We start from the raw sequence: 13989 nt of genomic DNA on the forward strand, positions 1-13989 counted from the left end.
TCTAAGAATTTTATAGCTACTTTCTGCCTCGCTGTTGCATTTCTTGCTGACGCATCGGCATAGCGTCAATTTGCTCAAAAATTGCTGTGGCTTTGACAGGTTTTGTGCCTTGGCGCTTAACACCACCATCTTTGCCTACCAAGATGACGCGAAAATTTTCTTTATTAACTCTGAAGCGAGCGCGCAAATTGGCAGCAGCAGACTGATCTATTAACTGTCCGTTGGCATAGCTTTCATTTGTTGCCAAAACCTGAACGAGAACTAAATCCCGGTCTTTAAAACCGCTTTCTGCAATAGCTGCATCTGTTGCTGATAGCTCTGGTTATCAACAGACGGTGCAAAGACTAGTAACACGCGGTTTTGCCATTTTTGAGAACTGAGGTTAAATGAAGACATTTTGATGGCATGGGTTGAACCTTGGACAGTACCAGCAATGCTGACTGCCGATAGAACTATAGACGTGGTGAGGGTCAGGGCAATTAATACTGAGTTATTCACTTCGGGGATTGAGATGAACTTTCCATCATCTCAAGCTATCATTAATTTTCCTTCTCTGACTCTATCCGGTGATGGTAATTGAATAAGTGTGATGCTTACCAGGAAGAGGGTAGGCATCGCTGCTTTGATGTTTATCCTCGCTTGAATTTCAGGAGAGGAGCGACACCGATAGCGTAGCGTTAGCGACGCAGGAGCGTCACAGCCCGTCGTAGACATCGCTCTGACTTTATCCTCTAAGAATTTCAGGAGAGGGGCTGCGCCTACGCCCCATCACTCCCCATCCTTTATTTCTAATTGATAAATCCGCATCGATGGGTGTTCCTGCATCATCCGCCAATAGTAGCCTTTGGGCGGTGGCTGCACTTTACCACCACAGCGATATAAGAAAACTGGCTCACCAGAGCGCACAATTTTTTTAACTGTTTGCTCTCTTGCGGGGTCTGGGTTGTTGTCGTCGTACCAGATAATATGGGATTTACCGAAATATTCAGCCGCCATTAAACTAGCAAACAACCATTCCATCAGCGATTGAATTTGCTCTTGGCTAACGCGGGAGCTTTGTTGTCCGTAGCATAGAATAGTTGGCTGGGCTGGTTTGGGTTTGAGGAAGTTCAAGAATTTCATGAGACTGGTAAACGCAACTGTTACCAGGGTTCCCATTTGTTGAGGTGCGATACCTAGCTTGGGCAAGAAAGCGCGATGGCGTACCCGCCATAGGCATCGCTGTTGGGGTGCAGCTTTTCCTCTCTTGATTTTTTTGGGGCGATGGTCTACGCGATCGCTTGTATTTACTGGGGAGCGATGGCTAACTGTAGTTTCTTTTTCAGTCAACATTGCGCTTAAACTCCATTTGGGCGAAGTGGTCTTGCAGTAGTTTGTGGATGAAGCGGTAGCGACCACCAACACGCTGAAGGAATAAGCGATCTGTGCAGTAATTGAGAAATCGGGCTCCCGTTCCAGGTTATGTAGCTTGCCCATTTTTCTTAGAGGAAACTTGAGCGATCGCCTATCGCCTTGCTAGTAACTTTGAGCTAATTGTTCTACGAGTTGCAGTATATGTTTCTCAATTTGCCCAAGGGCAACGGTTGCAGAGGTTTTATCTATATCGTGAACTAGCCAGTATTCAATAGCATCTGCCCAGTGGGGAAAGCGTTCATTCATTAGTGGACGGTGTTCTAATTCATCTAGGGCAATAATTCTAGTAGCTGACTGAAAATCTGGCTCACTGGCTGGCAGTGGAAACCGTTCATCATCCGGTAGGTTTACTAAGCGCACTGCTAAAGCCTCAGCCGCATATCGAGAAATTGGCCCCACATTGTTTACACCCTGCTCAAGTGCTAAACCTCGTGAATCAGCCTGCCAATCTAACCCCTGCTTAACAGCTAACCAATTAAATAGATGTTCAGCAAAGCGGCTACGGTAATAATTGCCGGTACAAAGGAACAAGATTTTATTCATTGAGTTGACCAAATGATTTTCAGTAAGCCTACGGGCTTTTTACTGGTAAATGAGGTAATTTGCAAGATATCCAGGCTACTTTTCACTCTCATTAGATGGGTGCGATGGGGCAATTTCCTCACTTGATTGGGAGAAGCGATCGCTCTGGCAACTGTGGGGCGGCTTGTGCCGATTACTAGGGTGATGATGGAAGTGGCAGGTGTGAAGATGGAGCAACTGTAGGGGTGCGATCGCGTTGGCGTAGCCTCTCCTAGAGAAGCCCATCGCAGACATCGCCTACCCCACCCAATTCAAGCGAGGAAAGCAGGGGAGCGATCGCCTGTGCGTTGGCCGTATACGTAATTTATGCTTGTTAAATTCCAAGAGAACTGGGGCGAAGCGGGCGATGCCTACGGCGGTAAACTACGCGCAGCTTAACGAACGCAAGAGCGTCTCGTAGAGAAGTTATCGCATTCTATGCCTTTTCAGTTGGGCGAAACTGCTTAAAATCTTGTTAATTCAAAAAATTTCCGAGTTTTTACGGAGAGCGCATAAGCATAGGTGTAGTTAATATAAAACAAATGATATATCAAGTGTTACATCAAGTTTGTTATTTGAGTTCAGAAGCTAAATGACCACAAAAAAGCCTCTAGTTATCAAACAGCCAGAAGTTGGTAAGCTCATTCGTGAACTCCGGCTTTTGAGCGGGCTAACGCAAGAACAGTTTGCAGCTACTTTGGGTGTCACTTATCCTACAATTAACCGGTGGGAGAATGGACACTCTAAACCGTCACCGCTAGCGATGGAGAAGATTGAAAATAATCTACGCGATTTGGGTGAACAAAGCCAGGATTTAAAGCAAAAGTATTTTGGTGAGCAAAGGTTAGGGGGTAATGGCAAAGCAGCTTAAACGTAAAAGAAGAATTGCTTCTGTAGCAGATGCACTAATCTTTAAATCCAGAGAAGCTGCTCTAGCTGCCGTTCAAATATTTAATAATCCACAAATAACTTTTAAATCTGAAATCTTCATTGTAATTATGTGCATTGCATGGACATATTTACTTCATGCTTATTATCGGAAGAAGAAAATTAAATATATATATTTTAACCAATCAAGTATAGGAAAAAGGAGAAGATATTTGAGAACTAAAACAGGAGTATTTAAGCACTGGGAGCTTGAGCAGTGCCTAAATTATATTTATACTCCTATAGATAAAGACACTGCTAACAATCTTAAATTTTTGATTCTTCTGCGTCATGAAATTGAACATCAAATGACGACTAAAATAGATAAATATTTAAGTGCTAGGTTTCAAGCCTGCTGTCTGAACTATAACTTTTACATTAAGCAGCTTTTTGGTGATGATAAAGGCATAGAAAAGTATCTATCTTTTAGCCTTCAATTTTCATCCATTGATGAATATCAAGTTGATAATTTGAAGGAAGGAAAAGACCTACCCAACAATATTAAAAAATTTATTGAAGGATTTGATGCTAAGTTGTCAGAAGATGAATACAACAGCCCAAAGTTTGCTTATAGAGTTTTATTTGTAGCAAAACTTGTTAACCACAAAGGACAAGCTGATAAAATTATTGAATTTATCAAGGCAGATTCGCCTCTTGCAAAAGATGTCAACGCCACCTATACAGTTATTAAAGAAACAGAAAAAAAGAAATTTTTGCCTAAAGAGATTGTTGAACAAATGAACCAAAAAGGATTTTCAAAATTTGCAATGCAACATCATACAGAATTATGGAAGTCTTTAAATGCAAAAGAGCCGAAAAAATCTTTTGGTGTTCAAGTAGCTAAAACTTGGTATTGGTATGAATTATGGGTAAAAGAAGCTGAAAAATATTGTCAGGAAAATAGAGATAAATATACGTAGGAGATACATACTCCTCCTCCTTAACTACATCGACAATTACTAACATAAACCAGAATCTATCCTCAAAGTCTAAATTGAAGACGAGAAGCAAATTAACCTCGATGTTGCCACTAGCTTTCTCCACTCACCATCAAGCATTTAGAAGCTGTCACGAAGATCCTATCTGTCGAAGGCATAGTCCAAAAATACCTTAATGTTAAATATCAAGGTGTAGAAGACCGGGAAGCAGAGATTGAGATAGGGCGGCTCATCTGTATAAGCTGATGGCTGGAGAAGTGAAGATTATTATAAGAAAATACTTATGCAATATATTGAACACAAAGTTGGTGAATTAATTGTTAGTCAACGTAAATTTGATGGTTATATTAGTGCAACAAAATTAACAAAAGCATATGAGCAACAAGTTAGCAAATATAGAAACCCTAATCAATGGTTTGAAAAAGATAGAACTATTGAGTATTTAGAACTTTTATCTAGTAAAACTGGAATTGAGGTTTATGACCTTGTGCAGAAGAAAGGAGAAAATAAAAACAGGGAAGTTTGGATTCATCCTAAGCTTGCTGTTTCCTTTGCCATGTGGCTCTCACCTGAGTTTGAAATGATGGTATCGGACTGGGTAGAGCAATGGCTTTTTACTGGTCAAACTCCGACTCAAAAACCTGTCAATTTACATCCTTACCAGCGTGTTTGGTATGAACGCTTAATGATGTTTGAGCAAAAGACAACATTACCAAAGGGTACATGGTGCGTTTTTGAAGAAATAGGCAAACTAATGAGGAAATTAGAAGCTAAAGGAGCGCCTTTACACGATAGAGCTACTGTTGATGCTTCAGTAGGTAGAACGTGGTGTCATTGGCTAAGAAAGAACGGATATGACACTGATTTTGAGCAATATATTCATTGTTATCCAGATGGCAGGAGTGAACAGCTTGCAAACATTTATCCCTATGAATTATTAGGAAAATTTCATGAATGGCTAGAAGAAACTTACATACCTGATAAGTTTCCTGCGTATGTTAGACAACACGTTACTCCCGAAGAATGTAAATTAATTTCAGAAGCTATTGGTTATGAAGTTAAGCCAATGATTAAAAGGCTTATATCAAGTAATTCCTCAGATAATAATAATTAAATTTAATTCTTTATGTATAGCAATGAACTTAACTCTGCACAAAATGCGATCGCCACACATACTGAAGGCTCAATTTTAGTACTTGCCCCGGTTGGTACAGGTAAAACCCGTGTTTTGGCAGAGCGAGTTCTATGTGCAATAAATAGGGGCATCTCTCCTCAAAGGATTCTCTGCTTAACGTTTACGAACCGAGCCGCTAAGGAAATGAGTGAGCGGCTATCTCAGTATTGTCCAAATCAATTACATGATTTGACAATTAAAACTTTTCATGGTCTGTGTACCTCTATGCTGCGGATCGAGGCTCGTCAGCTTGGATTACCAGCAGATTTTGTCATCTACGATGATGCCGACTGTGTTGAACTGGTCAAGGAAGTTTTCGATCTATCGAATGATAAAGATGCCCAACAGTTATTTTTTAACTTGGCTAACTGCAAAACTTTGGCTAGCGATCGCCAATTATCCCTGGATTATCCATTTGAAAAACTGTATGCCCCATTAGGCTCTAACTATGATGCCAAACGTGCTGCTCAGTATCAATCTGTTCTACAAAAACGTCACGCCTTAGACTTTGCTGATCTGGTGTTTTATGTCCGGGTGATGTTACACCATGAACCGGAGATTAGCCAACGTTGGGCAGATAAGTTTGATTTTGTTCAGGTTGATGAAGTTCAAGATACTCATCTTTCGGAGTACGGCATCGTTAAGCATCTAGCAGCTAACAGTGGTAATCTGGCGATGATTGGAGATTTAGATCAGACCATTTATGAATGGCGAGGATCTGAGCCGGATAAAGTAATTGAGCAATTTAAGCGTGACTTTAACCCCGCAGAGTATTCCCTAACCTGGAACTATCGAGCAACAAAAACACTGCTAAACGCGGCTTCTGGGTTTGCAGATTCATTTGAACACCGAAAAACAAAGATTACACCTGCTCCTGATTGTGAAGTAGGAGAACTGATTCAAGTTCATTTAGCGAACAATGAGCAAGCAGAGGCAGAGTGGATTGGTAGACAAATCCAGCAACTAGCAGCCAATCAAAAAGATTTTGTCTACAGCCGAGTAGCAATTCTTGCCCGCAGTCATAAACGCACAGAAGTTGTTAGTCAAATGTTGGAGCGCATGGGTATTCCTTGCGTCACAGTTGAGCGATTCCAATTTTTTATGCGGCAGGAAGTTAAAGATGCACTTGCTTATTTGCGTCTTATCTTGAACCCTTTTGATGCAGGTTCGATGCGTCGAATGTTGCTTCGCCTCAGTCGTGGAATTGGTGACGCAACCATAACAGGAGTAATTGAAGAAGGAAAGGAATGCGGCTTTAATTTGACAGATATGGCATCAAGCCGGACGTTTATTAATGGTGATCCGTTCAGTGAACTTTTGACAACCTATTCATCTAGTACAGTAATTGTTTTTGATGTAGAGACAACAGGATTTTCGGTCAGCAAGGATGAGGTTGTAGAAATTGCCGCAATCCGTCTATTTGAAGGGAAACCACAAGCTGAGTTTCATGCTTATATTGCTAATACTGTCAGTGTTGGTGACTCAGAGCAGATACATGGACATAGCGATCGCTTTCTAGCAGAACATGGTAGACCTGCTGAAGATGTTTTCTGTGAGTTCTTCGAGTTTGTCGGGAGTTCCATACTGGTTGGGCATAATGTGGGTTTTGACATCAAGATGGTGACTGCCCAAGCCCAAAAAGCTGGTATCACTGCTCCAAAACTGCAATGGGAAGACACGTTAGATATAGCAAATCGCTTTATCAAATCTGACCGTTACAACCTAGAAGCATTGGCAAAGCATCTAAATCTTGCACATCTGCCTAGTCACAAGGCAATGGATGATGTGCGAACCACAATTGACTTGCTAGCAGTGCTAATTCCACTCATTGAGCATAAAGCCGATTACCGTCAGGCATTGGTGTATCGCTATGGAGAGGCGTTTGAAGGATTCGCTAAACAGATAGATAACTGGCGGGATGCTAGCCAAAGACTACGACCTTCATATCTACTGGATAAATTGCTTGTAGAATCTGGACTCTACAGTTATTACCAAGCAGAAGAAAAACACCTCAAAAACCTTCTCCATCTTGTACGGATTTTTCAGGAACGGGATGAGCCAGATTTGCACCCTGATACGGCTTTACGTAGCATCCTTGAATTTACTGCCCTGGCGAAAAATTTAGATCAAGTTTCTCAGGACGATAACCAAGTTCCTATGATTACGGTTCATCAGTCCAAAGGTCTGGAGTTTGACAGTGTTTTCATTGCAGGTGCTACCGAGGGTGAATTCCCCAGTTTTTTCAGTGTTCGTGACAATAATTTAGAGGAAGAAAGGCGGTTATTTTATGTCGCAATGACGAGGGCAAAGAAAAGGTTGTTTATGTCTGCTTATTCAATAGATTCCAGAGGATTTCAGAAGAATCTTAGTAATTTTATAAATGATGTACCAAGGATTTATACCTCAAACATCTAACCAAAAATTAACAATAAATTACAAAAACCCTTGACACGATACGAAGCCAAAATATGAGCCGCACACCTGAAGAACATTGTCAACGCACGAAGGAGCTTGCACAAGCACTTGTTAAGCCAGATATCTACAAGTGGTTGGTAACTAAGGGATACTTTCCAGAATCTTATGTGTTGCCACCGTGTTTTGTCGTGAGTAAATATCCTGAATTTGGCAATCTTTACTTTCCATGCAAAGAGAAAAACGGAAAGCAAGAATTTAAACCAAAAACTTCGGAATTTCAGCAAGTACACTTTCCCAAAACTGAGTTAACAGACAGAACATTTGGAATTATTGATCCAGAAATTCATTCAGATATTGCATTCACAATTGCTGAAAATTGGGATGATATACTTAGCTGTCTTTTTCATGAAGAAAACAAAGTTTGCTCTTATAGTTTTCCTATTCCTGTAGACGAGAATCAAGAAGGAGAGATTGGAGGACTTAGAAGTGGGAGAATGATCTATGAGTTTATTGAAATGGCAGAGAATGATGTTGCGTCTATTGCATTTCGATACAAGTATCTGATCAAAACAGACATCAAAAACTTTTATCCATCCATCTATACACACAGCATACCGTGGGTATTACATGGCAAAGATATCATCAGACAAAAAGACAACCGACATAGCTACAGTTTTATTGGAAATCGCTTAGACAAACTATTTCAAAATGCTAATGATGGATGTACTAATGGGGTGCCAATCGGCCCTGTAGTCTCGGACATAATCTCTGAAATAGTTCTGTCAGGAGTAGATAGGGAGCTATCAAAATCATTAAAAAATGATGTAGCCGTAGTTAGATTTAAAGATGATTACCGTATTCTTGCAAAAAGCGAGACAGCAGGTCTTTCAGTGATCAAAGCTCTGCAAGCAGCCTTAAAGGAGTATCGCCTTGAGCTTAATGATGGAAAGACTGCAATCCATAGGTTGCCAGATGGTCTCTTTCGCAACTGGGTGTCAGAATATCATGCTGTGAATCCTCAGCCAAAGGAAGATTATGATTTTAAGCGTTTTAAGGAAGTATGTTTATCTGTTATCAAAATTGATAAAAATAACCCCGGAACTGGAGTGATTGACAGATTTTTGGCTGACATTATAGATGAAAAATATGAAATTCGTATTAATCAACTGGAAAGTAAATCACTAACTAAAGTTATAAGTTTATTACTTATGTTTGCGAATTTGAGAATCAAATCATTTCCCAAAGTTCTTGCTATTATAGAAGCTATTTTAAAGTCTTCTTTTGGTTACAAGCACATAGACTTGATCATTGAACATCTTGAAGAATTTCTTGACATTTTAAAGGAGCATGAAATGAATAATAGATACTTAATCACTTGGATTATTTATTTTATCAGAGCAAATTATCTTGATAATAGGCTTAAAAAGACTTATAATTTCAGCGATCCAATAGTTTGTGCAACTCATAAAGATAAATTCACTGTGTTTGATAAATGTCAAGATTTTAAAATATTCTCCGATGTACAAATAGTTGCGAAAGAAGTTACTCTACTGGAACACCTTGATGTCTTTAAACCACAAGAATGAATCTATTTATATTCATAATTTATGTGAAACGTTTTGTCTCCTGTAACTACAGAATTAGGTAAAGTAGCAGCCCAAGTAATTTAATTGATAGTTGAGTGATCGCTCCCTAATTCTTAGAGGAAACACCATGTGATCGCTTGAATCTAAAAGATGAGCAGTAATCAAGTAAACATTGTAATCAATTAGGTAGTTATTAATATGAGTGAACCTATTTCTTTAACAGCACTTTTCGGAGCTTCTAAAGCAACTGTTGACATTTCCATAAAAATGGCTAAGGCTTTGAAATTAATAGAATCTATTGAAAGTAAACTTGATCTCTTGATGCAGGTAGAGTTTGATGCTGCTTGGAAAACACTTGTTCAGGGGTGTAATTCTAGCTCTTCTGATGAACAAAAGTCTATTCTGATTAACGATGCCAGGGATAGTTTTACTAAGGCTACTTGTCTTGAAAAAGAGAGCGACTTTTTTATACTTACTTAGGATTAGCAATTTGTCATTATTTACTTGATGATGTAAATAATGTTAAAACAGCTTTAATAGAGGCTACCAAAATTAGTATATATAAGGATATTTATCTACAAGAAAGAGATTTATCTTTTAGTTTTAATAAGTATGGTATTAATTCCCTTATCAATAGTTATAATCCTGCAAATATGTTAAATCTCATTATCTTTGCATATCCATTGTTTTTAGTCCAAAAAACAGAAGTTCAAACATACAATAAATCAAAAAGTGATTTAATTCACCATATTTTGAAAAAAATTAATGCTGAAGAGCAAATAATTACTATGGTAACAAAAGCTAATCAGCCAAGCGTTTTATTTATAAACTTAGAATCAAAATCATTAGAATTAATAAATTTACAAAAACAATTTCTAGAGATAATAACTAATATCTGATTTTAAATATTTAGTGTTCGAGCGACAAAAGAGCAACTTGACGAAATGCTCAAAACCTGCGGAGTGTTTATAAAATTGGCAGTCGATATAAAGAAAGAAATTCTTGCTGAAGGCAGTCAACTTCATTACACATCTACATAATAGTAATATTCTGCGGATTTCAGGAAACCGGAAGGTTGAGACAGTTGCCCTCAAGGAAGTCCAGCCACTAACAGAATATATTCGTGGGGGTGTAACAGCTTTAGCTAGTAAAAAAGACTATCCAGTTTACCTTAATGAAACGGCAACTCTATTTGAGCAGATTACTGTTTCTGGTGGAATGCGAGGTATGCTGCTTCTGATATCCCCATCTGATTATTTACGTGCGAGCAATGGCACTTTAGGGGTAATTGTACAAAATTAGTACTGGAATTTTCGTGAATTAAATTCTCAAAGCATAAGGCGATCGCTACTCCAAGGAAGCTATCTCAAAGTCGTACAACAAAATATCGCTTACTCTAAAAAACTAAGTATTTTTACTATAAAATTTTAGTGTTGACCTGGGTTTGAAAACTAATCTACGTAAGACTTCTGAGAAAAATAATTTGTAAATTGCTTATAAAATAAAAGCTTTAAAATTTTATTGATAATTAGCTAAATAATATAGCCGTATAGAAAAATACTTAATAAGATGTAGCAGGTGCTAAGACTCGAATAGATTAATAAAGTATTTTATACTTGCTACTTAAAAAGCATAGTTGCTTTCTTAGCACTCTAGTCCAACCAGTCATTAGACATAAGGGTTTAGGGGAGTGAAATTGTCATGGGAGGGATAATACCAGTCCAGTTACAAAGAGGAAGACACAAGTGACTGACATTGTAACTGGACAGATTGTGCGTGTGCGATCGCGGCAGTATCTTGTAGAAGAAGTTGTGTCGAAACCGTCTCCAGAGCAAGACACAAAAGTTAGCCTTTCTTGTTTAGAAGATGATGCGTTAGGAGAATCGCTAGAAGTCCTATGGGAACGGGAAATAGATGCCAAAATCGTAGGGGCGACATCATGGGATTCCATAGCGAATCGAGGTTTTGATAATCCGCGTCTATTTTCTGCCTACCTGCACACATTACGGTGGAATTGCGTAACCTCCACAGATGCCAAGCTTTTCCAAGCGCCTTACCGCGCGGGAATAGAAGTCAAAGCTTATCAATTAGAGCCGCTACGTAAAGCTTTGCTGATGCCGAGAGTCGGTTTGTTTATTGCTGACGATGTAGGGCTGGGCAAGACAATTGAAGCAGGGCTGATACTGCGTGAGATGCTGATGCGACAAAAGGTTAGACGAGTCGTTATCTCGTGTCCGCCGTCAGTGGTAAGGCAATGGCAAGAAGAAATGGAGAGTCGCTTTGGACTCACATTTATGATTCTTGACCGTGAGTTTATTGCTGCCCGTCGTCAAGAAAGGGGTTATGGAATTAACCCTTGGATGACACACACTCGGTTCATTATTTCCCACGCTTTGCTACGAGATGAAACCTATGCCGCACCATTAAGGGACTGGCTTGGTGATTTCGCGGCTGCTTCCATGCTCATCCTGGACGAAGCTCACAATGCTGCACCTGCGAGTGGTGCAAAGTATGCCGTTGATTCTCAACTTACCAAAACTGTTCGAGATTTAGCACCGCGTTTTGAACACAAGCTGTTTTTGTCTGCCACTCCCCACAATGGACATTCCAACAGCTTCGCTGCCTTACTAGAAATCCTTGACCCCCAGCGTTTCTGCCGAGGAGTACCCGTTCGTAATCGCAAGTTGCTGGACACTGTAATGGTGCGGCGCTTAAAGCAAGATTTACGGGAGATCGGAGAAGAGTTTCCCCAACGCTACGTTCTTCCTATAGTTATTGATAACCTACCAGAAGACGCGCCAGAACTGAAGTTATCCCGATTGCTGCAACAATATCGCAGTTTGCGTGAAGAACGACTTAAAGATGCAGCCAAGTCTACCCAGACTACGGCAATGCTAGTAATTACTTCCCTACAAAAGCGTCTTTTGTCTTCCATTGAGGCATTTGCTCGGACTTTAAAGGTGCATCGGACGGCGATGGAAAAGCAAGCAGTGAACCGTCCCTCTATACATCAAGCCAGTCTACCGTTACTGTTTGAATCCCCTGGTGCTGATGACGAACGGGCTGAATTTTCCGAAGAGGAAGTAATTGCAGAAGAAGATGCTCAAATGGCAGCAGCTAGTATGCAGGCTGCCGGACAAACAGCGCGTGAATTAGCAATTTTAGATGAGATGGCAGATGTAGCGAATTCCTCTCGCTACCAGCCAGATCCACGGATTCAACAACTGGTAGACTGGATTCGCCAAAATCTCTGTCCTGATTTGGGTCAACCGAATGCTACTTGGTTAGAAAAACGAGTAATCATCTTTACAGAATATACAGATACTAAACGTTATTTACAACAGCAATTACAAAGTGCGATCGCTAATTCTAACCGTGAACAAGAACGCATAGATGTATTTCACGGGGGCATTGGAGAAGAACGCCGCGAAGCTATTAAAAGTGCATTTAATGCTGACCCAGCACGTCATCCCTTGCGAATCCTAATCGCCACAGATGCAGCACGAGAAGGGGTGAACCTGCAAAATAACTGTGCTGACTTGTTCCACTTTGATGTGCCGTGGAACCCATCAAGGATGGAACAGCGTAACGGACGGATTGACCGCAAATTACAGCGATCGCCTATTGTCAATTGTTATTACTTTGTCTTACCGCAACGCACAGAAGACAAAGTATTGGATGTATTGGTGCGGAAAACAGCCACGATTCAACAAGAACTTGGCTCTCTTGCACCAGTAGTTGAAAGAAATGTGTCGCGCTTACTGGCTAATGGTATTCGCCATCAAGAAGTAAATAATCTTGCCGATTCGATTAATAAAGCAGAGCAACTTAATAACAGGGAAACAGTAAATACAGAAGTAATTAATGAGGAACTGGAGCAAGCCAGACTCCGCCAACAGGATTTGACTAAACAAGTAGAGAATTTACAAGAAATGTTGAAAGACTCGCGGGATTGGTTGGGACTAGATGACAATCACTTCCGTAATGCAATTTCTGCTTCTTTAGAAATTCTGGGAGTCCCAAAACTTGCCCCTGTAGATGTGAATGAGGTTGCTAACAACCCTGTAACTGCGCGTTGGACAATTCCGGCTCTCGACCAGCGTACTGGTGCAGATCCAACATGGTCAACTACACTTGATACCCTGAGAACACCTCGAAAAATCGGACAAAAGCCTTGGGAATGGCGGAAAGAAGCACCAATTCGTCCTGTAGTCTTTCGAGATCCTGGTTCCTTGGATGGGGATGTAGTTCATCTGCATTTAGAACACAGAATTGTCCAGCGTTTACTGAGCAGGTTTCTAGCTCAGGGTTTCTTGCACGATGAATTAACTCGTGCTTGTATTTGTCTGACTGATGACCCCATGCCAAAAGTGATTGCACTGGGAAGGCTGGCTCTGTATGGTGAACGGGCTTCTCGCTTACACGATCAAGTAATTGCAGTCGCAGCAGAGTGGTCAGATCCAACCAGCCGGGGACGCAAGAAACTTCAGCGTTTAAGAGAAGGCGAGAAAGACAACGTACTGGAATTACTGGAAAATTCCCTAGCTTCCCCTCACTTGCTGGAAGTTGCCGAAGCGGTAAAAGAGCGATTGAAAAAAAGTGCTGCCCAAGATGTAGCAGAATTAATTCCTCATCTGGAACGCCGCGCCACAGCTTTGGCAGAAAGTGCTGAGAAAAAGCTGGCTAATCGGGGTACTAAAGAAGCTGTTGAGATGAAGAACATTCTGGAGGAACAGCAGACGCGAATTCTCAAGTGTCAGGAAGAATCTAAGGCAGTGCAGTTGTCTCTTCCATTTATAGAAGAACAGCGCCAATTGGATGCAGACCGTCGCCATTGGGAAAAACGCCTTCAAGCGATCGCAACCGAATTAATTTCAGAACCAGCTCGGATTGAAGCCGCCTACAAAGTAAAAGCAGTGCGAGTTGAGCCAGTCGGCGTAATTTATTTATGGCCGATTTCCGGCTAGAGGGAGTA

14 protein-coding genes and 1 pseudogene are annotated in these 13989 nt (G+C 40.6%); 10 read left to right on the plus strand and 5 right to left on the minus strand.

What is annotated here, in order from left to right:
• Window positions 1-16 precede the first annotated feature (16 nt).
• From ACYTXL_RS31530 to ACYTXL_RS31550, 5 genes and pseudogenes are all read right to left on the minus strand, one after another.
• Window positions 17-396, minus strand: a pseudogene (locus ACYTXL_RS31530) (DUF4174 domain-containing protein).
• Between the two features lie 132 nt (window positions 397-528).
• Complete coding sequence (locus ACYTXL_RS31535; RefSeq protein ID WP_461928059.1) at window positions 529-714, minus strand: hypothetical protein; 186 nt, start codon at window positions 712-714, stop codon at window positions 529-531.
• A 54-nt stretch (window positions 715-768) separates the two neighbouring features.
• Window positions 769-1332, minus strand: a complete 564-nt coding sequence (locus ACYTXL_RS31540) for a hypothetical protein (RefSeq protein ID WP_461921931.1) — start codon at window positions 1330-1332, stop codon at window positions 769-771.
• Window positions 1333-1515: 183 nt separating this feature from the next.
• On the minus strand, window positions 1516-1956 hold the full coding sequence (locus ACYTXL_RS31545) for an arsenate-mycothiol transferase ArsC (RefSeq protein WP_461921932.1): 441 nt from the start codon (window positions 1954-1956) through the stop codon (window positions 1516-1518).
• A gap of 75 nt (window positions 1957-2031) precedes the next feature.
• A complete protein-coding gene (locus tag ACYTXL_RS31550; RefSeq protein ID WP_461921933.1) occupies window positions 2032-2229 on the minus strand; it encodes a hypothetical protein in 198 nt (65 codons plus the stop codon).
• A 337-nt stretch (window positions 2230-2566) separates the two neighbouring features.
• Between ACYTXL_RS31550 and ACYTXL_RS31555 the strand changes: the two genes are divergently transcribed.
• The 10 genes from ACYTXL_RS31555 (at window position 2567) to drmD (ending at window position 13981) form a co-directional block, all read left to right on the plus strand.
• The gene (locus tag ACYTXL_RS31555; RefSeq protein WP_461921934.1) at window positions 2567-2845 is read left to right on the plus strand and encodes a helix-turn-helix domain-containing protein; all 279 of its coding nucleotides are present in this window, start codon (window positions 2567-2569) and stop codon (window positions 2843-2845) included.
• A complete protein-coding gene (locus ACYTXL_RS31560) occupies window positions 2829-3821 on the plus strand; it encodes a DUF3644 domain-containing protein (protein ID WP_461921935.1) in 993 nt (330 codons plus the stop codon). Before ACYTXL_RS31555 ends, ACYTXL_RS31560 begins: the two co-directional genes overlap by 17 nt.
• Window positions 3822-4122: 301 nt before the next feature.
• Window positions 4123-4953 (plus strand): KilA-N domain-containing protein, encoded by an 831-nt coding sequence (locus ACYTXL_RS31565; RefSeq protein ID WP_461921936.1) that lies wholly within the window; start codon window positions 4123-4125, stop codon window positions 4951-4953.
• Between the two features lie 12 nt (window positions 4954-4965).
• On the plus strand, window positions 4966-7428 hold the full coding sequence (locus tag ACYTXL_RS31570; protein WP_461921937.1) for a 3'-5' exonuclease: 2463 nt from the start codon (window positions 4966-4968) through the stop codon (window positions 7426-7428).
• 53 nt (window positions 7429-7481) lie between these two features.
• On the plus strand, window positions 7482-9014 hold the full coding sequence (locus ACYTXL_RS31575; RefSeq protein ID WP_461928060.1) for an RNA-directed DNA polymerase: 1533 nt from the start codon (window positions 7482-7484) through the stop codon (window positions 9012-9014).
• A gap of 198 nt (window positions 9015-9212) precedes the next feature.
• Window positions 9213-9494, plus strand: coding sequence for a hypothetical protein (locus tag ACYTXL_RS31580; protein WP_461922175.1), 282 nt, complete (start codon window positions 9213-9215; stop codon window positions 9492-9494).
• 173 nt (window positions 9495-9667) lie between these two features.
• A complete protein-coding gene (locus ACYTXL_RS31585) occupies window positions 9668-9913 on the plus strand; it encodes a hypothetical protein (RefSeq protein WP_461922174.1) in 246 nt (81 codons plus the stop codon).
• Between the two features lie 45 nt (window positions 9914-9958).
• On the plus strand, window positions 9959-10054 hold the full coding sequence (locus ACYTXL_RS31590; RefSeq protein WP_461922173.1) for a hypothetical protein: 96 nt from the start codon (window positions 9959-9961) through the stop codon (window positions 10052-10054).
• Entirely contained in the window at window positions 10017-10316 is a 300-nt protein-coding gene (locus tag ACYTXL_RS31595; RefSeq protein ID WP_461922172.1) for a YbaK/EbsC family protein, read from the plus strand. Before ACYTXL_RS31590 ends, ACYTXL_RS31595 begins: the two co-directional genes overlap by 38 nt.
• 443 nt (window positions 10317-10759) lie before the next feature.
• The gene (drmD, locus tag ACYTXL_RS31600; protein ID WP_461922171.1) at window positions 10760-13981 is read left to right on the plus strand and encodes a DISARM system SNF2-like helicase DrmD; all 3222 of its coding nucleotides are present in this window, start codon (window positions 10760-10762) and stop codon (window positions 13979-13981) included.
• The last annotated feature ends 8 nt before the right edge of the window (window positions 13982-13989 follow it).

It is taken from the genome of Nostoc sp. (assembly GCF_054880495.1).